This is a genomic window from Stenotrophomonas cyclobalanopsidis (assembly GCF_008710035.1).
GTDB lineage: Bacteria > Pseudomonadota > Gammaproteobacteria > Xanthomonadales > Xanthomonadaceae > Stenotrophomonas > Stenotrophomonas cyclobalanopsidis.
Genome location: NZ_VYKI01000001.1, coordinates 144,121 through 163,398, shown reverse-complemented (window position 1 = coordinate 163,398; position 19,278 = coordinate 144,121). Strand labels below are relative to the sequence as shown.

19 protein-coding genes and 1 tRNA gene are annotated in these 19,278 nt (G+C 64.3%); 5 read left to right on the top strand and 15 right to left on the bottom strand.

The features are described from left to right. Positions 1-56: 56 nt before the first annotated feature. A complete protein-coding gene (locus FJU31_RS19230; RefSeq protein ID WP_188115424.1) occupies positions 57-224 on the bottom strand; it encodes a hypothetical protein in 168 nt (55 codons plus the stop codon). A 218-nt stretch (positions 225-442) separates the two neighbouring features. Between FJU31_RS19230 and FJU31_RS00625 the strand changes: the two genes are divergently transcribed. After that, positions 443-829, top strand: coding sequence for a DUF2628 domain-containing protein (locus tag FJU31_RS00625; RefSeq protein WP_150453064.1), 387 nt, complete (start codon positions 443-445; stop codon positions 827-829). Between the two features lie 80 nt (positions 830-909). On the opposite strand, the gene FJU31_RS19540 is transcribed toward FJU31_RS00625, so the two are convergent. Together FJU31_RS19540 and FJU31_RS00615 are read right to left on the bottom strand one after the other, a co-directional pair. Then, the gene (locus tag FJU31_RS19540; protein WP_150453063.1) at positions 910-3,444 is read right to left on the bottom strand and encodes a methyl-accepting chemotaxis protein; all 2,535 of its coding nucleotides are present in this window, start codon (positions 3,442-3,444) and stop codon (positions 910-912) included. 269 nt (positions 3,445-3,713) lie between these two features. After that, positions 3,714-4,607, bottom strand: coding sequence for an NAD-dependent epimerase/dehydratase family protein (locus FJU31_RS00615; RefSeq protein ID WP_150453062.1), 894 nt, complete (start codon positions 4,605-4,607; stop codon positions 3,714-3,716). Positions 4,608-4,840: 233 nt separating this feature from the next. On the opposite strand from FJU31_RS00615, the gene FJU31_RS00610 reads away from it, so the two are divergent. Then, positions 4,841-5,155: a KGG domain-containing protein gene (locus FJU31_RS00610; RefSeq protein WP_150453061.1), complete on the top strand. Its 315-nt coding sequence runs from the start codon at positions 4,841-4,843 to the stop codon at positions 5,153-5,155. Between the two features lie 81 nt (positions 5,156-5,236). Here FJU31_RS00610 and FJU31_RS00605 read toward each other — a convergent pair whose 3' ends face one another. The 4 genes from FJU31_RS00605 to FJU31_RS00590 form a co-directional block, all read right to left on the bottom strand. Continuing rightward, complete coding sequence (locus FJU31_RS00605) at positions 5,237-5,689, bottom strand: PA2169 family four-helix-bundle protein (protein ID WP_150453060.1); 453 nt, start codon at positions 5,687-5,689, stop codon at positions 5,237-5,239. A 194-nt stretch (positions 5,690-5,883) separates the two neighbouring features. After that, positions 5,884-6,207: a hypothetical protein gene (locus FJU31_RS00600; protein ID WP_150453059.1), complete on the bottom strand. Its 324-nt coding sequence runs from the start codon at positions 6,205-6,207 to the stop codon at positions 5,884-5,886. Positions 6,208-6,304: 97 nt separating this feature from the next. Next, positions 6,305-7,291: a glycoside hydrolase family 43 protein gene (locus tag FJU31_RS00595; protein ID WP_150453058.1), complete on the bottom strand. Its 987-nt coding sequence runs from the start codon at positions 7,289-7,291 to the stop codon at positions 6,305-6,307. A 101-nt stretch (positions 7,292-7,392) separates the two neighbouring features. Continuing rightward, the gene (locus FJU31_RS00590; protein WP_150453057.1) at positions 7,393-7,812 is read right to left on the bottom strand and encodes an H-NS histone family protein; all 420 of its coding nucleotides are present in this window, start codon (positions 7,810-7,812) and stop codon (positions 7,393-7,395) included. An 837-nt stretch (positions 7,813-8,649) separates the two neighbouring features. Between FJU31_RS00590 and FJU31_RS00585 the strand changes: the two genes are divergently transcribed. Continuing rightward, positions 8,650-9,129, top strand: a complete 480-nt coding sequence (locus FJU31_RS00585) for a YcxB family protein (RefSeq protein ID WP_188115423.1) — start codon at positions 8,650-8,652, stop codon at positions 9,127-9,129. 311 nt (positions 9,130-9,440) lie between these two features. On the opposite strand, the gene FJU31_RS00580 is transcribed toward FJU31_RS00585, so the two are convergent. From FJU31_RS00580 to dtd, 8 genes are all read right to left on the bottom strand, one after another. After that, positions 9,441-10,358, bottom strand: a complete 918-nt coding sequence (locus FJU31_RS00580; RefSeq protein WP_150453055.1) for a hypothetical protein — start codon at positions 10,356-10,358, stop codon at positions 9,441-9,443. Beyond that, positions 10,355-10,915 (bottom strand): DUF6932 family protein, encoded by a 561-nt coding sequence (locus FJU31_RS00575; RefSeq protein ID WP_150453054.1) that lies wholly within the window; start codon positions 10,913-10,915, stop codon positions 10,355-10,357. Before FJU31_RS00575 ends, FJU31_RS00580 begins: the two co-directional genes overlap by 4 nt. 468 nt (positions 10,916-11,383) lie before the next feature. Then, the gene (locus FJU31_RS00570; RefSeq protein WP_150453053.1) at positions 11,384-11,893 is read right to left on the bottom strand and encodes a hypothetical protein; all 510 of its coding nucleotides are present in this window, start codon (positions 11,891-11,893) and stop codon (positions 11,384-11,386) included. A gap of 123 nt (positions 11,894-12,016) precedes the next feature. Beyond that, positions 12,017-12,092 (bottom strand) — tRNA-Ile (locus tag FJU31_RS00565). Between the two features lie 40 nt (positions 12,093-12,132). Next, positions 12,133-12,465 (bottom strand): hypothetical protein, encoded by a 333-nt coding sequence (locus FJU31_RS00560; RefSeq protein WP_150453052.1) that lies wholly within the window; start codon positions 12,463-12,465, stop codon positions 12,133-12,135. A gap of 485 nt (positions 12,466-12,950) precedes the next feature. Then, the gene (yjjJ, locus tag FJU31_RS00555; RefSeq protein ID WP_150453051.1) at positions 12,951-14,351 is read right to left on the bottom strand and encodes a type II toxin-antitoxin system HipA family toxin YjjJ; all 1,401 of its coding nucleotides are present in this window, start codon (positions 14,349-14,351) and stop codon (positions 12,951-12,953) included. 246 nt (positions 14,352-14,597) lie between these two features. After that, on the bottom strand, positions 14,598-16,451 hold the full coding sequence (gene rpoD, locus FJU31_RS00550) for an RNA polymerase sigma factor RpoD (RefSeq protein WP_150453050.1): 1,854 nt from the start codon (positions 16,449-16,451) through the stop codon (positions 14,598-14,600). 90 nt (positions 16,452-16,541) lie between these two features. After that, a complete protein-coding gene (gene dtd, locus FJU31_RS00545; protein ID WP_150453049.1) occupies positions 16,542-16,982 on the bottom strand; it encodes a D-aminoacyl-tRNA deacylase in 441 nt (146 codons plus the stop codon). A 60-nt stretch (positions 16,983-17,042) separates the two neighbouring features. Here dtd and FJU31_RS00540 point away from each other — a divergent pair, with 60 nt between their 5' ends. Continuing rightward, a complete protein-coding gene (locus tag FJU31_RS00540) occupies positions 17,043-17,963 on the top strand; it encodes a lauroyl acyltransferase (protein WP_150453048.1) in 921 nt (306 codons plus the stop codon). Between the two features lie 75 nt (positions 17,964-18,038). Continuing rightward, positions 18,039-19,172: a GTP cyclohydrolase II RibA gene (gene ribA, locus FJU31_RS00535; RefSeq protein WP_150453047.1), complete on the top strand. Its 1,134-nt coding sequence runs from the start codon at positions 18,039-18,041 to the stop codon at positions 19,170-19,172. Positions 19,173-19,278: the final 106 nt, after the last annotated feature.

Here is a 19,278-nt window from a genome sequence, read left to right as displayed (position 1 = left end):
CGCCCGCGCAAAAGCGTGCCAACCAAGGTTGGCACCTATCACCTCAAGATCGCCCGTCAGGTCAGGGGCTCAGGCGCCGCGGCATCGCGGTTCGCCGCCGCGCGCGCGCGGTCGATCGCCACCGCCAGTTGCTGGCGGGCGAGCAGTTGTTGCGCCTGCACCACTTCGGGCGTCGGCAGAAGCACCGGTCCGGGTGCGTTTTCCGGTGTAACAGGTGTGGTCATGCAACCTCCGAGGACATCCCGCCAACGCGCCGAGGCCAGACCCTAGCGGCAGCGGAACTGCGCACCCTATCCTAAAAGCAGGAAGGGCGGGTGACGGCGTGAAGCACAGGCGCAAGGCCCTGGCTGGTCGAGCGTCACATTTCTGACGGTCCGGACTGGCTGGCTGAATGTGACGCAGTTATCATTGAAAACGTTTTCTTACACGGATGTCGTTATCCATGAACGCAGTCGACCTTTCGCAGTACAGCCCCAAGTGGCAGTTCCGCTTCAACTTCTTCCAGCAGCACGGCGCGCCCAAGGAACCGGGCTTCAAGCAGGCGTGGAAGGCGCTTTCCTTCGGCGACCGGCTGAAGATCAACATCAATTTCTTCGCCCTGTTCTTCGGCGCGATCTACCTGCTGATCCTGGGCATGTGGCGCAAGGCGCTGGTCGTCATCGGCATCAACATCGCCCTGGCTGTGATCACCCTGATGCTGCCGGATATCGTCGGCCGCGCCCTGTTCTTCGCGCTGAACTTCCTGGTCGCCTCCAGCACCAACTACAGCTACTACGTGGAGAAGGTGCAGGGCCGCGCCAGCTGGAACCCCTTCGAAGGCATGTTCTAAGCCGCTGCCAACGCCGGGCCCCCGCCCGGCAGGCCGCATTGACGACGCCCGGCGCTGGCCGGGCGTCGTCGTTTGCGGCATCAGGCCGCGCGCAGCTTCGCTGCCGCCGGGGCGTCGGCCTGAAGGCGGAAGCGCGATACCGCCACGGCCAGCTGCTCGGCCTGGTCTTCCATCGCCCGTGCGGCCGCCGTGGCTTCTTCCACCAGAGCCGCGTTCTGCTGGGTGGTCTCGTCCATCTGCACCACGGTCTGGTTGACCTGCTCGATGCCCGCCGATTGTTCGCGCGAGGCGGCCGAGATCTCGGCCATGATGTCGTTCACCCGGCCGACCTGGCCGACGATCTCCTGCATCGTGCGGCCGGCACCGTGCACCAGCTGCGCACCGGCACCGACCTGGGCCACCGAGGCGTCGATCAGGCCCTTGATCTCCTTGGCCGCCCCCGCCGAGCGCTGCGCCAGCGCGCGCACTTCGCTGGCCACCACCGCGAAACCACGGCCCTGCTCGCCGGCACGCGCCGCTTCCACCGCAGCGTTCAGCGCCAGGATGTTGGTCTGGAACGCGATGCCATCGATCACCGAGATGATCTCGGCGATGCGCTGCGAGGAATTCTCGATCTGCTCCATGGTCTGCACCACCTGGCCGACCACCTGCCCGCCTTCGCTGGCCACACCGGCCGCCGATGCCGCCAGGCTGTTGGCCTGCTGTGCATGCTCGGCGTTCTGGCGCACGGTGGAGGTCAGTTCCTCCATCGATGCCGCCGTCTCTTCCAAGTTGGCCGCCTGCTGTTCGGTGCGGCGTGACAGGTCGCTGTTGCCGGAGGCGATCTCGCCGGCCGCCAGGCGGATGCTCGCCGCCGACTGCTGGATCTGGCCGACGATCTGGGTCAGCTGCTGCACCGTGCTGTTGGCATCGTCGCGCATCACCGCGAACACGCCGTGGAAATCACCGTGCATGCGCGTGCTGAGGTCACCGGCGGCAATCGCGCGCAGCAGCGTGGAGAGCGCGGCCAGGTTGTGGTCGCTCACCTGCATCATGGTGTTGAGCGTTTCGACCATGCGGCGGAAGTCGTGCTCGAAGCGCTCCGCGTCGCCGCGCACCGCGAAGTCACCCGCGGCCGCAGCGGCGGCCAGCTGCTGGATCTGCTCGTTGATCGAACCCAGGTTGGCCTTGGTGGTAGCCATGGCCGCGGTGAACACTGCCTTCTCGCCAGGCAGAGCCTCCATGTCCACGCTGAGGTCGCCCACCGCGTAGCGCTGCATCACCTCCACCAGGCGCTGGGTGACCGCGTTGCTCGACGCCACCAGCTGGTTGCTGTCGGCCACCATGCGGCCGTACTCGCCCGGGAAGGCGCTGGCATCCATGCGGTAGCTGATCTGGCCTTCGTCATGGCGCTGCGCCATGTCCGCCTGCGCCGCCATCACCGCCTGCAGCGTGCCGCGCATGCCCTGCATCGCCTCCAGCAGGCGACCCACTTCATCGTTGCCGCGCGGCGGCAGCGCGGTGTCCAGCTTGCCGGCCGCCACGTCACCGGCGATGCGCACGGCCTGCGCCAGCGGGCGGATGGCCAGGCGACGCAGCAGCACGTAGACGCCGGCGCTGAGGGTGAGCGCGGCAATCACCCCGACCAGCAGGGTCAGCCACAGCAGCTGCCGGGCTTCGGCGACGATCACCGCGTGCGGCACCACCACGCCCAACGCGAAGTGCTGCGGGGCATCGCCGACCTGCATCGGCACGTACAGGCGCACGTTGCCTTCGGCATCCGGCTTGAACGCCTCGAAGGTCTTGCCCTGGGCAATCTGCGCCAGCATCTGCTGGGTTTCCGCGCCGGTACGCGGCTTGCCGATCTCGGCGGCATTGGCCGACGCCAGCACCACGCCCTTGGGCGAAAGCAGTTCGACCCGGCCGGCCCCCATCGGGGTCAGCGTGGCCAGGTGCTTCTGCAGTGCCGCCAGCGAGAAATCGACGGTGAACACGCCGAGGAAGGTGCCGTTTTCCACGATCGGCGTGCTCAGCGTGCTCATCAGCACCTGCTGCCCACCAATGGCATAGGAATAGGGCTCGCTGACCTTGGGCAGCTTGTCGCGGCTCGGGCCCATGTACCAGTCACCTGAACCCGATGCATTGTCGGTGTAGTCGGTCATCGTCGACTGCTGCGGCTTGCCGTCCTGCCAGGCCCAGTAGCTCATGTAACGGCCGGTGGCATCGTGCGCTTCGCTGTCCACGAAGTCCGCATCCTTGCCGTCGAAGGCGTCGGCTTCCCACATGGTGCTCTTGCCCACCCATTCCGGGTGCGCCTGCAGCTGCTGGCCAATGACCGCGGCCAGTGCGGCGCGGTCCGGGGCATCGCCGCGGGCACGCTGGGCCAGCACGGTTTCCACCATCGCGTCGTTGCTGGCGAAGGCCGTGCCCAGATCGGCAGACACCTTGCGCGCTTCGGCCACGGCTTCACTGGCCATGGTCTGGCGCGAGGCATTGACCAGGCTGGCACTGGCCTGGCGGTAGATGAGGAAGGCGGTGATGCCGAAGCAGAGCAGCGCGATCGAAGCAGTACCCAGCATCAGCTTGTGGGCGATGCTGCCCGGGCGACGGGCAGCGGCAGAGCGGGAGGCAGGCATGGATGGTTCCGCAGGCAATTCAGGACAACCGGCACCACGACGGCACCGCGCAGATGCGCGATCCCTCGCGCGGCCGCCTGCCCGCTGCGGATCGAAACCCACGGTGGCAAGGCACGCACCGGTTTAGCGGCCGCAGGTGGGCCGGATTGAGGAAAACCGCCTGAGGGAACCTGAACGCGCTCAGCCGTAGCGTCGACCCTGCTCGAGGTTCCGCCGCGTAGCGTCGAGCTTGCTCGACTGATGCACAGTGCAGTCGAGCAAGCTCGACTCTACTCCGCTACGCGGTCGCCCACCCACTGCATGCGCGGCAGTACTTCGATGCTGCCTGCGGCATATTGCTGCAGCACGCCCTCCGGGCCGAAGCGCGGTTGCCAGCCCAGCGCCTGGCGCAGCCGGCTGCTGTCGTAGACACGGTCGATGCTGAGCGGCAGTGGCCAGCCGCGGCGGTCGAACTCGGCCAGCAGCTGCGGTACCCGGCGGGCCAGCACCTGGCGCGGGTTGGCGGCCAGTTCCAGGCAGTCACTGCGCTGGAATGGACTGGCCGCGCAGGCGATGTAGCGCTGGAACGGCCCACCCTCATCCATCAGCAGCGCCGCGTGGGCACTGGCCACATCGCGCGCGTCGATGCCACGGTGCAGGCGGAACATGGCCATGCGCTCGGGTGACTCGGGGAAGCAGCGCGCCATGCGCAGCACGCGCACTTCGAAGCCCTGCCCCGCCGCCTGCTCGGCCAGTGCCTCGGCCTGCAGCTTGGTGCGGTGGTAGATGGTGCGTGGCAGCGGGTCGGTCGTTTCGTCGATCCAGCGGCAGCCACCGGCCACCACCGCATGGCCGTACAGCGCCGTGGTGCTGGTCAGCACGAAGCGGCACGCGCCGGCCTGCCGGGCCAGTAGCAGCAGCTGGCCGGTGGCGTCGACGTTGATCTGCTCGAACACCGGATCAGGCACCAGGCCGACATGCGGCGCGTGAAGCGCTGCGGTGTGGATCACCGCGTCCACACCCTGCACGGCGCGCTCCAGCGCCTGGCGGTCGGTAATATCGGCAATGATGCGGGTGGTGTTGAAAGGCATGCGGTCCAACCCCACCACCTCATGCTCGGCGGCCAGCGCACCGAAGATCGCGCGCCCGATCCGCCCGGAACTTCCGGTCAACAGGATCTTCATTGAATCCATTCGCTCGACAGCGCCCGGGAGCTACCGGGGTGACTCGATTCTAGGCTCGCGCACCGGCACGGCAACACCCCGTTCACCTGGTTGCCGTGATAGCAGAGCGTCAAGCGCGTGCATGGCCGACGTGAAAGCCGCGCTGCGCACATGCACCTGCCATTACCGTGCTCGGTGCAGCATGGGACCGGTCGTCGAAGCTGGCGGCGTCCCTTCCGCACAGGAGACACAGCATGCCCAACGCACCCCACGGCACTCAGAATCGTGGCTTTGCCTCGATGGCTGAAGACAAGCAGCGCGCCATCGCCGCCAAAGGCGGCCGCGCGGCCCACGCATCGGGCAACGCGCATGAATTCAATTCCGCCGAAGCACGCGTCGCCGGCCGCAAGGGCGGCGAGTCAATCAGCCGCAACCGCCAGCACATGGCCACGATCGGCCGTGAGGGCGGACATGCGCGGCATGCCAATGCGCAGCGCCAGCAGCAACAGATGCAGGAAGAACCGAAGGCACCGGCTGCACCGGCGTCGCCGTATCGGCAGCAGGGCTGACCATCCCCCAGGCTGATAACGACAAGGCCCCGCCAATGGCGGGGCCCTGCGGTGCCACACTCACTCGGCCGAAGCCGAGGATCAGGCTGCCTTCATTGCATGCTTGCGGTCGCGCATCACGCGATGGCAGTCCTGCACTTCCGGCAGCCACGCGGTCACTTCCTGGCGCACGGCCGGCGGCAGGTCGTTGTCGTTCAGCACATCCTTGAACGCGGCCAGCAGGCGGTCCTCGGATTCTTCCAGCTCGGCCACGTAGCCATAGTTGGTGTCACCGAAGGCGGCGCGCACCTTGCCGTAGAACTGCTGCATCGAGCCGACCATGGTGCCGTGCTCGGCTGGCTTGCCGCCGGTGGCGACGACGGCGCTGCTCAGCGAGGAAACGATGCGCGCCTTGACGCCGGCGATGCGCACGAACAGAGCGGACAGCTCGGTGTCCTTCACCTTGGTGGCGGCTTCTTCATAGAACGACTTGCCGTCGCGGGCGATCTCGATCAGGTCGTTGAGGCGATGTTCGATGGTGGACTGGGTGCTCATGGTGTTTCTCCTTGATCGGGTCTGCGGGATGAGGGCAGCGGTGTTTCCGTTGCCTGCAGGACCAGAGTGGAGCAATGCATGTGCGGTGCGGGTGAGTGCTGTTTTATGCGGAAATCACGGCTACAAACAGAGCATGACTGTTCACGCCTCCTTGCATGTGGTTCACGCGAAAAGAACATCTTGGCATCCCCTCATCAGTACGGCGATGCGCCATGCGCTGACGCGAATTTCGACAGCGAAGACGACTCGAAGGGCAGATCGTTTGCCAAGCACCATTCCACAAAATCGGCCACCGCTACTGTCACCCGGACAGTGCCGACGCCACTCACTCTGGCGAGCCACACGTGGCGCTCAATATCTTTCTCCCACTCGGCAAACGTATCGTGCCAGTCACGCTCGGGCAGAAGCGCCTTGAAGATGGCGTACTCTTCCTCCCGGAACCACGCGAACGCAAGATACGATTCTTCATCCTCGCGGGGAGGAGGAAGCGGCACAAAGGCGGGACGACGGTGTTTCATGGTTCCGAGACCTCGGCGGAGCGTGCCTGGAGTATCCAATAGCAGCACCGGTTCCGGTCAAGGGTCAGGCTGGGGGCAGCCCACCGAACCGCCTGCCTCAGCGCAGCGGATCAGCCGCCACGCCTTCATGGGTGATCTTCACCGGCAGGATGTGGCCCTGCGCATCGAACTCCATGCGCTCGATGGCGGTCACGCGGTGGTCGCGGGCGCTGTCACCCAGAGGGCGGCGGTGATAAACGATGTACCAGCGGTCGGTACCCGGCACCTGGATGACCGAGTTGTGGCCCGCGCTGGTGGCAATGGACGCGTCCTGCTGCAGCACTTTGCCGACACGCTTGAACGGCCCTGTGGGTGCATCGGCAATGGCATAGGCCACCGAGTAGTCCGGGCCACCCCAGCCGCCCTCGGACCACATGAAGTAATAGCGGCCACCGCGCTTGAACATCAGCGGGCCCTCCACGTATTCCGGCGCCGGCGTGATTTCCCTGAACAGCGAACCATCGGCCAGCGGCAGCACGCCGGTGAAATCATCCTTCAGGCGCACGATGTTCGCGTGCTTCCAGCCGCCATAGATCATGTACCAGGCGCCGTCGTCATCCTTGAACACGAACTGGTCGATGGGCTGCGCGCCATTATGGAAAGCGCCCACCAGCGGCTTGCCGAGCAGGTCCTTGTACGGCCCTTCCGGACGATCGGCCACGGCCACGCCGATGCCACCCAGTTCGCTATCGGTCTTGATGTCGTTGGCGGCGAAGAAGAAGTAGTACCTGCCCTTGTTTTCCACCACCGACGGCGCCCACATCGCGCGCTTGGCCCAGGGCACGTTCCTGGCGTTCAGGACGTCGGCATGCTTGGTCCAATGCACCAGATCGGACGACGAGAACGCGTCGAAAGTGATCTGCGCATCGTAATCCGCTGAAGTCGTCGGGAATATCCAGTAGCGGTTGGCGAATACCGCGGCTTCCGGGTCGGCGTACCAACCCTTCAGGATCGGATTACCCGAGGGGGCCGGCGGCGCGGCCTGCGCGCCCGTTGCCAGTGCCGCTGTCATGCAGGCGACCATCATCCACTTGCCCAACGCCATGCCGTGCGCTCCCGTGCTGGATAGATGGGAGCATATTAGATCGATTCAGATGCGGAATGCGAACGCAGCCCCACCCCATGCGCGGGAGTGGGACGCAGACCTCAGGCTTTCTTGATGACGGTGCGCTTGCCGATGCTGCTGGTCTTGCCGGCGGTCGGCCTGGCAAGGCCCGGAATCAGGAAATCGGTGACCTTGTGGCCCATGGACACCTTGTGTGCCAGCCAACGCGGCATGCGGCCACGGCCGGTCCAGGTCAGGCGCTTGTATTCCGGATCACGGTATTTGGCGGCGACCTTGCCGGACTTGCGGCGGGCGGGTTTGCGAGCGGGTGCGGTGGTTTCTGTGGCTTCATCACCGAAGAGTTCTTCGATGGTGTAACCGGCTTCGGCGGCAGCGGCTTTCAGCAGGCGGCGCACGGCGGCGGCCGGGCGGCGGGTGGTGATGAGGGCTTTGCGCTGTTCGGCGGCAGCCACCAGTGCGCCCAGCTCCCGAAGGCTGAGCGATTCAATATCGATAGTCATGCGGGGAAAGGTCCACTGCGGCGGGCTGGGTGTCAAGTTTTCTTTACCGGTGCCGGGAATGGATACTCCGGACCTTCAACTCTCTCGACGCCGATGCGCCATGAAAGCATTTCTCGACAGGCATCAGCAGAGTCAAAACTTGAGCACCCCAATCTGCACATCCATCATCACTTCCAACTGTTGGCTATCTGTCACCGCTCTGGTCCCATCACTGATCAGCATCATCGGACCGTTCTCCGTTCAAGCGGCACGAGCAGGAACATCGACAAGAGCGAGAGCACTCAACTGGCGCTGGCGCAAGAACCTCAAAAATGCAAGAGACCACAGCAAAGACAGAGGCGAAGCCGAAGAAAATCGCCATCACGACAATTAGACAGAGAGCTATAAAGATTAGAAATTCCATACGTCTAACCTATCAGCTTCGGCCGCTGTTCCAACGTCCATTTGCGTGACTGGACGTTGGTGCCGTAAGCCGCGGAGCTGCACTGAAAGTGCGTCTCGCCCTTTCCAAACGTGCTGTCATGCTGTCCAGCCCCAACTATCTCGAACCAATCCATTCAGAAAACTTGCTCGCTGGATGGCACGATCAGTCCAGAACTGGGGCAAAGGCGTCAACATCGCGGACTGAGGGTAGATTCCATATCAATTCCGACCGGAAAGAACCGATTTTCTTTAAGGGTTCCAACCTTCTTTTTTGAATAGTTTCATTTTCGGCAGCTCAGCGCGATGGCACAATCGAACCCGTCCTGCTACCACGTCAAGGCAGCGGTGTTGCCACAGGGAAGTAGCGGTTTTCAGGAACGTCTCATTTCAGTGCGTTCACACAGGCCAAGGCTGATGATCTCCGGAACACTTACTCAAGAACAGCACCTCCACGCACTTCGCCTGCATCGGCGGAAGGCGGTGAAGGTGCTCGTATCGGTCCTGCTGGGATGTGCGGTGATCGGCGTTGTCGCGCTCGCCGTAGGCCATCAGTTCCCCGGCCTTATCCTGGTCTGCGGGGGCGTCGGCGGCGCGATTGGTGCGCTCGCCCAGTCCAGGCTGGCGCTACCCCGACAGGTGGCCAAGATCCATCGTCAGCAGGCGAATCTGCACGCTCACTACACCTACAGCTGGGACGAAGAGTGGCTCAGCGTTGCGTCCGAGCATGTGCAGGCCAAACGGCGGTGGTCGGATTACACCAAGCTGCGGGAGAACGAGGAAGTGATGCTTCTCTACCATTCGGACGTCATGTTCGAAGTGTTTCCGAAGGCATGGTTCAACGCCCAAGCGCAGATGGATGAATTCCGTCGATTGGCATCGCGCGCGACGGACTGAGCGCACGAGGGATTCGCTGGGCGCGAGCGCAATGCGCAATCTCTCCTTCACCCTAACGGCCTCAAAGAGTGGCGGGCTCAGCCCAGATTGGAAGTTCCGTCTCTCTCGCCGCCCCTACCCCTCTTGCCTAACCACTCCTCAAGTTTCGGCCGATGATCGCCTTGCAGAGATGCTGGGCCGGATTTGGCATGGTCAAGATGGCCCGCGCGGGCGGATCCGCACTATCGGGCAAGCACCTACTGACGCTCGGGATTCTCCCTACGCTGTCAGCTCCCGACCGTTAACCCAACGCAGCTAGGATTCGTTGTCGGCTACTCATCGTCCAAGAGTCCCATCGCACCAATGAACTCCGGTCGCCCGATGAACAGGTACTTTGGTCTGCCACCACCCACCTGAGTGGTACGCACCCGCACTCTGCAGCGCCGGTGACCGTTCTCGTGCAGGGTATCAAGCTCCCCCACTGAACGATCCACCTTCCCGCGAATGACTTCGCCGCCAAGCAGCCGGACCTCAAATGTGCGTGTAACTGGAAGTACACCAATGAGCAAACCTTCAACAGCATCTTCGTGCTCAACTATGTTGTCGTCCTCCAACCGCTCAATGCTCCTGGCAACTTGTTGAAGATTGCTAAAGCTGAACGTCTTCTCCTTCGTTGCAAGGGTGCAGAGTGCCCCACTTTGCATGAGCACTTCGGCGAACCCACGCACCTTGGCGATCGCACGACGATCAAGGTCAACAACCGCTTCTGCCAGCGCATCATCTGCTTCCAGTGACGAAGCCTCGAGCAAGAGCTGTGCACGATCTACCGCTTCTTGCACGGTGCCCCCCTCAACTAGCTCTCGGTTGCGCCCCTCCAACTCGAATCCGAAAGAACCAACGGCAATACCCGTGATCAACATTTCAAAGTCGGGGCGATCAGGAAGCGGGCCATGATCAGCCAGAATTCCGCGAAGGGAAGCCCCAACCGCAGAGACGGCATCAGAGAATGCCGACATTGCCTTAGCACCAAAAGACACTGAAATGCCGTAGCTGCCGACAACGGGCGCCCCCTTAAAGGTCAGCCGTGATTGGAAGTGATTACCCGGATCTTCATCGAGCCTCTGGTGGAGCTCCCGCAACCGATGTTCTAGTCCTACTCTCGAAAAGACATCATCCTGACCGATAGACCGCAAAAGCCTATTGACCTCTGCAATCTCGCTGTTTACTGAAGCCCGCTCAAAAGATCTCACGCGGCCACCTCAATGCCGTTCAGCAGGTTTGACGCGCGCTCGTCGAACTCCGGATTCAACGGGATCTGCAGAAACCCCTTCCAGATCCCAGCTCGCGTGTGACCCCATACGCTAGACCAGTAGGCCGCTAGGTTGGCCACTGATTCCGGATTACTGCCAAAGTCCACCACGTATGCATCGCAGTGGAACTTCTCCTTCGCCAAGGGACTAACGAAGAAATGAGGGTTATGCGCCACCACCGCAGCGCGATCCATATCCACTGGTGCATGGAGGAATGTGACCACGTCAATATCACCTGGCGGACGCCCTTCAAGAGTTTCCACATCCGTGCAGAAGCTTCCATTCACCCATTGGAACCCATCTACAAATCCCAAGCCGTGAAGACCTGCCCGATACCTAAGAAGACCATCGGCGATGACTCGCCGTTCATCGGTGGTAGCTAGTCCAGCTACAAAATCCAACACGCTGACAAGATACGGAGACCTCAGGCGGGAGACGGGGTCATTCAGGTCGATGGGAGGAAGAATACCCGCAGCATTCCAACTTGGTACGGCCATCGAGACATCCGGTGTCTGAACAAGTGCGCAAGCCTGAACGTTAAGCCAAGTCTTTGAATACGGCAATCGCCTCAGTTAGCATTAATGCTAACCAAATCCATTTGCACATGCTGAGACTTCCCAAGTAACCGCGCCTACGCTGCTAGCCGATGCTCATAGAACGGGGCCTGCTTGCCCAAACGGTTCGGCGGAGCACGGCCGGATCGGCTGCCAAGGACCACTACAAGGACCACTAGATGTCTCCAAGGTCCTGCACCAGCGCCTGCCTCCACGGCAGGGACTTGATCGCCTGCACTCACTCGCTGTTGGCTTACAGCACTTGATGGCATTGACGCGCGGAGCAACCACTCTGACTCTGGCGCACGACCATCGAGCGCGGGAGAGGATGACGCCGTCTAGGCTGCAAAAGAAAGAGCCAAGCCGTCTCTGTTAGCTCCCAATACTCGACGGGCAGTGCCGCTCAGCGGTCTAGCTGACGGGTTGGTTACGGCGCACACACTGCCCCTGGAACTCACGACCTTTCCCCATACGCATGGCCAAAGCGCCGCTCAGGACCGAAAAGTGGCCAGAGAGCCCCGTGTAAGTGGAAATGGACGTAAGACTGTCGGCAGAGTGAAGCTGGCCAGCATCGTAAAAGTCATTGGGAATCTCCATCCTCACTGTTCCCGCATCCTTGCTCCATAGCCGGATGATCTGCCCAAACTCACGCATCTCGGCGTACATGGTCGCGGGCACTCCCCCCCGCCCCTCTGTGGAGACTGTCCCTTCGCAGACCAGCACGTACTCATCAGAGCCATACCGAGCCAGAAGGAAGCCGGCCAAGCCGAGAGCCGCAGATAGGGCAACAATAGAGCCAATGGACCAGGCCAATGCAGCTAGCAGTGCACGCCAAACCGAGCCGCGCGGCGGTTTCCCGCCATAGAGCCGGCTGTTCTTCTCGAGCTCGGCCTGAGCGGCTAGCCAATCGGAATTGCCCATTTCCCCTCCCTGACATGCGTATGGCCGCTAAGAGCCGTTACGAATTGACCGTTACAAGGGGACCGCCGGCGGTTTCCTTGCCGTCCTTGTCCACAATCCAATTGCTCGAGTTTCGGGCGAAGCTGGTGGGCCCACCAGGATTCGAACCTGGAACCAAGGGATTATGAGTCCCCTGCTCTAACCGTTGAGCTATAGGCCCTGCGCAGCACCACAGTGTAGTGGAGCGCGCCCCCGCCCGGCTACTCAGGCATCACTGCCAGCGCCTTGGCCACCTGCTCCAGCCGCACTTCGGCAATCTCCGCGAAGTGCTGCATCTGCCGCAGATGCGCCTGGAACAAGGCCACCGTCCTCCGGGCCCCTTCAAGCCCTGGCTGATTGCTACCACCAAAGCCCTCAACCAGTCCCGAGCCCGGAAGCGTCAGCAACGCATACGTCGTACGCCGGGCAAACCCCAGCCTATCCTCGCGCTCATCCTGCAGCACCTCATCCCAGTCCATCAGCGGCACGAAGTCACAGTCTCCCAACCGCTCCCTTTCATCGGAAGCTGCACCAGCTCTCGCTTTCAGTCCCATCTTCGCTCTCCTACGATTCGTCGAACCTCTTCCGCCTCCTGTTGAGAGAGGCGACCGGGCGCTTCAACACGGTCGTAGGGCCGCCCGCAGCTTTCCCCCTTGCGGAGTCTTGTATGGCTGCGCGCCACCCGGCCAGAAACCTTGGAGCTCACCGGGATGGCGAGTGATACGGCTTGACCTTGGACTGCCTGCTGTTGCGTCAGACAGTCCGCCTACGAAGGTGTGTTGAGCACCTGCGAAGGACTGTGTGGAAAAGAAGGTAGAGAGCTCAATTGCTGATTGCGACACGCTCTGGAGTGCATGCAGCTTTCGGAAGAGCCAACGCATTGAACGGATTGGGAATTCGAATGAGTGAGCGCTGCGCGCAGGAAAATTCTGCGATCAGATTCCAACAATCCTCAAAGCCAAGTACGTCACAGGGCGCAGCGCCGAGGCACCAAGAGCGATTCAATCATTGGTAACGCGGGGAGATGCGTCATCCGAATTCACCCAAACCGCACCCCCATCGCCCTCACCCGCTCGGCATTCGCCGCCGCCAGCGCACGCAATCCATCCGACCCCACCCGCGCATCCCCCGCAACGCGCTCCCAGAACTCGCTCGCCAGCGGCGCCGCCCAGCGCAGATGCTCCAGTTCCCCGCTCTCACGCGGCGCCACAGCCTCCAGCACCACATCCTGCCGCAGCACACCCAGCCGCGACGGCGCCAAGGACATCGGCAACATGTCGTAGGCCGGCGCCAACGGAAGCACGCCGCAATCAACGAAGTGGAAACCAATGTTGCCTTGGTGCATGTCGCTGTTGCCGATCAAGCGGCCAAACGCATGCAGCCGCGCAATCGCCTGCACGGTTTCGGCAGATAGCCAGCCCAGCGCCTGCAGCAGCGCACCCGCACGCGGCCACTCCGCAGTCGCCTCACCCGCAAACGCAGCCGACAGCGACAGCAGCGACACAAAGCCCCGGCGCCCCAGCACATCGGCGCTGCGGTCGAAGCGTGTCACTTCCAGGAAGGTATGCGTGGGCGTCTGCAGCAACTCACTGCTGGCGGCATCCACGCCAGCGGCGCGCAGGGTTTCCAGCGCCAGGTGTTCGCACACCAGCAGATCGGCCCAGCGCTGCGCGGCCTCGCCGCCATCAGGCTGGGCAAACTTCACGATCACCGCGCGACGGCCGCCTTCGCTTTCCACCGTGGCGGTGAACTTGGGCTGCTCGCCCCCGGGCGAAGAGCCCACGTCTTCACCGGCCAGCGCGGCACGCGCGCGTTGCGGGTACTGCTGCGGCCGGTCGCGGGCAGCCACGCGGTCAGGCGGTGCATCCAGCGCGGCCAGGGCCGCCTGTACGGCCTGGCCGCCCAGCAGCAGGTCGCCGGTCTCGGTCCCACCGCCATGCACCAGCGCCACCAGCACGTCGTCGCGCTGCCAGCGGGCCAGATCCAAGGGCAGTCGCAGGCCCCGCGCGCGGCCATGCGCGAAGCTGCGGCCGAGGAAGCCCTGCGGGCGCAGGTCATCGAGGTACCACGGCAGGCCCGGGAAGAAGGCGGCAATGTCGCCCTCCGGTGCGCGCAGCAGGTTGGGCCGCGCGCGGCTGGCGTCCACGTGGAAGGTGTCGCCACTGAGCGCGATCAGCCGGCCCAGCTCTTCCAGCGTGGCGTCTTCGCGCAGGCGGTACAGCGGCCATTCGCTGCCCACGCGTGAGGGCTGGCGCAGGGCATAGGCGGTGGCGCGCGTCTGGCCCAGGCGCACGACCTGATCGCCACTGGCCGCGACCAGGCGGCTGAGGGTCATGCGGTTTACGCCCAGGCGCTCGGCCAGCGCGGCCGCCGGCTGCGGCTGGCCGGGGGGAAGCTGGGCGATCAGGTCCTGGGGGTGCAGGAGCGCGAGGCGGGCCATGGGCGGGGCTTGGAGACGAATAGTGTTACGTATTTAGCGCAAAAGGATGCGACTTGCAAGCGGCGTTGAACTTTAAAACTACTGTTTTAAATAGGTTTTTTAGAAACCAGCCCCAGCACACGCCAGAAATAGTGTTACGTAAAAATTACGAATACTGCATACATCCCGCCGGGCATGGCCCGGCGCTACCAAAGAAAAACCCCGCCGAAGCGGGGTTTCTCTTAACTCATCAGCATTCGCCGGGTATCAGTCGATATCCAGGAAGCTGCGCAGCTGCTCCGAGCGGCTCGGGTGACGCAGCTTGCGCAGGGCCTTCGCTTCGATCTGGCGGATGCGCTCGCGGGTCACGTCGAACTGCTTGCCGACCTCTTCCAGCGTGTGGTCGGTGTTCATGTCGATGCCGAAGCGCATGCGCAGCACCTTGGCTTCCCTCGGGGTGAGGCCGGCCAGCACGTCGCGCACGGTTTCAGACAGGTTGATGTTGGTGGTGTTCTCGATCGGGGACTCCACGTTGGTGTCCTCGATGAAGTCGCCCAGATGGGAATCCTCGTCGTCGCCGATCGGGGTTTCCATCGAGATCGGCTCCTTGGCGATCTTCATCACCTTGCGGATCTTGTCTTCCGGCATGTCCATTTCCTTGGCCAGCTCCTCCGGCGTAGCCTCGCGGCCGTACTGCTGGAGCATCTGGCGGGAAATGCGGTTCAACTTGTTGATCGTCTCGATCATGTGCACCGGAATACGGATGGTGCGTGCCTGGTCGGCAATCGAGCGGGTGATCGCCTGGCGGATCCACCACGTGGCGTAGGTCGAGAACTTGTAACCGCGGCGGTATTCGAACTTGTCGACGGCCTTCATCAGGCCGATGTTGCCTTCCTGGATCAGGTCGAGGAACTGCAGGCCGCGGTTGGTGTACTTCTTGGCGATGGAGATGACCAGGCGCAGGTTGGCCTCGACCATTTCCTTCTTGGCCTTGCGGGCCTTGGCTTCGCCGTAGGCCATGGCGCGGCTGATTTCCTTCAGCTCGTCCAGGTCCAGCAGGGTCAGCTTTTCGATGTCGATGGTGGCCTGCTGCTCGGACACGATCTGGTCCTTCACCTCACGCAGCGCCGAGGACCACTTCTGCTTGCGCTTCAGTGCGTCTTCCACCCATTCCAGGTTGGTCTGGTTGCCTTCCCAGGAACGGATGAAGTCCTTGCGCGGCATGCGGGCGGTGACGGTGGCCAGGTTCAGCACGCGGCGCTCGTGCGACTTGATGTCGGCCATGGTGTCGCGCAGCTGCTTGGTCAGCACGTCGGTCAGCGGCAGCGGCAGCTTCAGGGTGACGAACACCGCCGACATCTCCTCGCGGAGCTTCGGCAGGTTCTTCTTGTCGCCCTTGGCGGCGGCCTTCTTGAAGGCATTGAACGCGTCGGTCAGCGCCTGCATGCGTGCGGCGACTTCCTCCGGGTCCGGACCGGTCGGTGCGGCTTCTTCATCGGCGCCGTCGACGTCATCGTCCTCGTCCTCGTCGGCGTCGTCATTGCTGTCGTCGCTGTCGTCGGACACGGCGGCGGCGGGCGCCGGCACTTCGTCGGAAAGGTCGTTGAAGCCGACGATCACTTCGGCAAGGCGCTTCTTGCCTTCCTTGTGGGCGTCGTAGTCGGACAGCAGCGATTCGACCGAGACCGGGAACTGGCCCAGGGCGGCCTGCACCTGCGAAAGGCCTTCCTCGATGCGCTTGGCGATGGCGATTTCGCCTTCGCGGGTCAGCAGCTCGACGGTGCCCATTTCGCGCATGTACATGCGCACCGGGTCGGTGGTGCGGCCACCTTCGGTGTCCAGCGCGCTGAGCGCTGCGGCGGCTTCTTCGGCCGCGGTGTCGTCGACCTCACGGTTGCCCGTGTTGCCGTCGTTGAGAAGCAGGGTTTCCACATCCGGCGCAACTTCATGGACATCAATGCCCATGCCGTTGATCATGCCGATGATGTCTTCGATCTGTTCCGGGTCGACCATGTCGTCCGGCAGATGGTCATTGACTTCGGCGTAGGTCAGGTAGCCCTGTTCCAGGCCCTTGCTGATCAGTTGCTTGATTTCGGATTGGGCAGGACGTTCGTTGGCCATGTAGTGCTCGCGCCACCGGCTGGGGAGAAATAGGGAACGTAGCATTATACCAGCCCGGGGCCCGGCCTGCCGGGCGGTGGTCCCGGCGGCCTAGGGCCTGAGGAGGAAGGTCACGGGACCATCGTTGACCAGGCTGACGACCATATGGGCACCAAACTGGCCCGTTTCCACCCCCGGGGCGTGATTTTCACGGCAGATCCCGACAAATCGGTTGAACCCGCGTTCAGCCTCGTCCGGCGGGGCGGCGCTGGTGAAGCTGGGGCGCATGCCCGAGCGGGTATCGGCGGCCAGGGTGAACTGGCTTACCAGCAGGAGCCCGCCCCCGGTATCGCGCAGCGAACGGTTCATTTTCCCCGCCTCATCTGCGAATACACGGTAGCCAAGCAGCCGTTCGGCCATCCGCGTCAGCTGCGCCTCGGTATCGCCCGGCTCCATGCCCACCAGGGCCAGCAGGCCCGGGCCGATCTGCCCGACCGCCTCGCCCTGCACATGCACGGCGGCCTGGGTGACACGCTGGATCAGGACGAGCATCGGGGGCTCCAGATAACGGGGCCGGCCACGATAGCAGCGCCCTTGGCTAAACTGGGGCCAATGAATCCGCAACGCAAAGCCCGGCTGGTCCATCGCGCCACCACCTTGTTCGCCCGCCTGCCCTGGCCGCTGCTGCGGGGGTTCGCGCACGCCGTGGCCTGGGCCTGGATCCGCCTGAACGCCCGCGAGAGCCGGGTGACCCGGCGCAACCTGGAACTGGCCTACCCGGACATCACCGGCGCCGCGCGCGACCGCCTGCACCGCGAACTGCTGCGCTCGACCGCGCTGCAGGCCATCGAAACCCTGCGCCTGTGGAGCCGGACGCCGGCCCACAACCTGCGCCTGCACCTGAAGGAACAGCACGGCGCGGCCCTGTACGAGGCGGCCCTGGCCAGCGGCAAGGGCGTGATCGTAGCCGCCCCGCACTTCGGCAACTGGGAGCTGCTGAACCAGTGGCTGGCCTCGCGCGGGCAGATCGCCATCGTCTACAAGCCGCCGGAGGACGAGGCCGGCGACGCCTTCCTGCAGCTGGTGCGGGGCGGCCAGAACGTGCAGCAGGTACGCGCCGAAGGCCCGGCCGTGCGCCAGCTGTTCAAGGTACTCAAGGACGGCGGTGCCACCGGCATCCTGCCCGACCAGCAGCCCAAGGCCGGCGACGGCGTGTTCGTGCCGTTCTTCGGCGTGCAGGCGCTGACCATGACCCTGGTCAACCGCCTGGCCGAGCGCACCGGCGCCATCGTGCTGTACGGCTGGTGCGAGCGCATCGGACCGGACATGGAATTCGCCCTGCACATCGAGCCGACCGACCCGGCCGTGGCCGACCCGGACCCGCAGGTCGCCGCCACCGCGCTCAACGCCGGCATCGAGCGCATCGCCCGCCGCGACCCCACCCAGTATCAGTGGACCTACAAGCGCTACACGCTGCGCCCGCCGGGCAGCGGCGAAGATGACCCGTACGCCACCGAAGAACATCCGCACTGAGGACGGCGGCAGCTCGCCTGCGACCGGCTGCCGCACTACGTTGAATACGACGCTGGCGCCCCCATAGAGACTGCGATGTCCGCCCCCCCCGGTCCTGCCATGCCTGCTTCTTCCCTGTTCGGCGATCCCGCCGCGATCCGCTGCGAACGCGCGGTGGCCGAGCTGCGTGCCGGTCGCCCGGTCCTGCTGCACGACGGCCAGGGCCAGCGCCTGGCGGTGATCGCGCTGGACAGCGCCACGGCCAGCAGCTTCGCTGCCTTCGCCAGCGCCGCGCGCGAGCGCCATTACCTGTTCCTGACCGCCACCCGCGCCCGCGTACTCGGCGTGGAGGCGGCCGACGGCGCGCGCCTGCCGCTGGCTGGCGTGGCCTTCGATGCCCTGCCCTCGCTGGGCTACCTGCGCGAGCCGGGCCCGATGCCGGAGGGCTGGAGCGCCGGCGACGCCTTCGATGCCGGCGCGGTGGAGCTGGCCCGCCTGGGCCTGCTGCTGCCGGCAATGGTGGCCGTGCGCCTGGACGCCGATGACCACACCTTCGACGGTGCGGCCGAGGTGGCCCTGTGCGACCTGGCCGAAGGCGCGGCCCACGCCGCCCATGATTACGAACTGGTGGCGCGTTCGCCGGTGCCGCTGCGCGAGGTCGGCATGACCACCTTCGCGGTGTTCCGCGGCGGCGTGGCGCAGCGCGACCAGGTCGCGATCATCGTCGGTGAGCCGGACCTGTCGGCCGTGGTGCCGGTGCGCGTGCATTCCTCCTGCCTGACCGGTGACCTGTTCGGTTCGCTCAAGTGCGACTGCGGCGACCAGCTGCGGCGCGGCCTGCGCAAGCTGAAGGAACTGGGCGGCGGCGTGCTGCTGTACCTGGACCAGGAAGGGCGCGGCACCGGCATCGCCGCGAAGATGCGCGCCTATGGCTACCAGCACGACGGCCTGGACACCATCGACGCCGATGCACAGCTTGGCTTCGGTGCCGACGAGCGCCGCTACGGCAGTGCGGTGGCGATGCTGCGCGGCCTGGGTATTTCGCGCGTGGCCCTGCTCAGCAACAACCCGACCAAGGCACAGCGCCTGCGCAACGCCGGCATCGAAGTGCTGGACTGCATTCCGGTCACCGGCGAGATCACCGCCGAGAACGAGCACTACCTGCGCACCAAGGCCGACCGCGCCGGCCACATGCTCGATGTCGACGCGCTGATCCAGGCCGCCCAGTAACGCGGCCGACCTGCTACCGTCTGCGCGGGGCGGCTGCGGCCGCCACCGCCCTGCCCTGCTGCCCGACGGACGCCCGCGTGACCGAACTGCCTTCGCCTGCATCGCC

Excerpts from the sequence above, each read along its gene's own strand:
- FJU31_RS00560 (WP_150453052.1), bottom strand. The coding sequence starts at position 12,465 with ATGGGACTGAAAGCGAGAGCTGGTGCAGCTTCCGATGAAAGGGAGCGG.
- rpoD (WP_150453050.1), bottom strand. The coding sequence starts at position 16,451 with ATGGCCAACGAACGTCCTGCCCAATCCGAAATCAAGCAACTGATCAGC.
- FJU31_RS00610 (WP_150453061.1), top strand. The coding sequence starts at position 4,841 with ATGCCCAACGCACCCCACGGCACTCAGAATCGTGGCTTTGCCTCGATG.
- yjjJ (WP_150453051.1), bottom strand. The coding sequence starts at position 14,351 with ATGGCCCGCCTCGCGCTCCTGCACCCCCAGGACCTGATCGCCCAGCTT.
- FJU31_RS00575 (WP_150453054.1), bottom strand. The coding sequence starts at position 10,915 with ATGGCCGTACCAAGTTGGAATGCTGCGGGTATTCTTCCTCCCATCGAC.
- FJU31_RS00605 (WP_150453060.1), bottom strand. The coding sequence starts at position 5,689 with ATGAGCACCCAGTCCACCATCGAACATCGCCTCAACGACCTGATCGAG.
- FJU31_RS00595 (WP_150453058.1), bottom strand. The coding sequence starts at position 7,291 with ATGGCGTTGGGCAAGTGGATGATGGTCGCCTGCATGACAGCGGCACTG.
- ribA (WP_150453047.1), top strand. The coding sequence starts at position 18,039 with ATGTCCGCCCCCCCCGGTCCTGCCATGCCTGCTTCTTCCCTGTTCGGC.
- FJU31_RS00590 (WP_150453057.1), bottom strand. The coding sequence starts at position 7,812 with ATGACTATCGATATTGAATCGCTCAGCCTTCGGGAGCTGGGCGCACTG.
- FJU31_RS00540 (WP_150453048.1), top strand. The coding sequence starts at position 17,043 with ATGAATCCGCAACGCAAAGCCCGGCTGGTCCATCGCGCCACCACCTTG.
- FJU31_RS19230 (WP_188115424.1), bottom strand. The coding sequence starts at position 224 with ATGACCACACCTGTTACACCGGAAAACGCACCCGGACCGGTGCTTCTG.
- FJU31_RS00585 (WP_188115423.1), top strand. The coding sequence starts at position 8,650 with ATGATCTCCGGAACACTTACTCAAGAACAGCACCTCCACGCACTTCGC.
- FJU31_RS00615 (WP_150453062.1), bottom strand. The coding sequence starts at position 4,607 with ATGAAGATCCTGTTGACCGGAAGTTCCGGGCGGATCGGGCGCGCGATC.
- FJU31_RS00625 (WP_150453064.1), top strand. The coding sequence starts at position 443 with ATGAACGCAGTCGACCTTTCGCAGTACAGCCCCAAGTGGCAGTTCCGC.
- FJU31_RS00600 (WP_150453059.1), bottom strand. The coding sequence starts at position 6,207 with ATGAAACACCGTCGTCCCGCCTTTGTGCCGCTTCCTCCTCCCCGCGAG.
- dtd (WP_150453049.1), bottom strand. The coding sequence starts at position 16,982 with ATGCTCGTCCTGATCCAGCGTGTCACCCAGGCCGCCGTGCATGTGCAG.
- FJU31_RS19540 (WP_150453063.1), bottom strand. The coding sequence starts at position 3,444 with ATGCCTGCCTCCCGCTCTGCCGCTGCCCGTCGCCCGGGCAGCATCGCC.
- FJU31_RS00570 (WP_150453053.1), bottom strand. The coding sequence starts at position 11,893 with ATGGGCAATTCCGATTGGCTAGCCGCTCAGGCCGAGCTCGAGAAGAAC.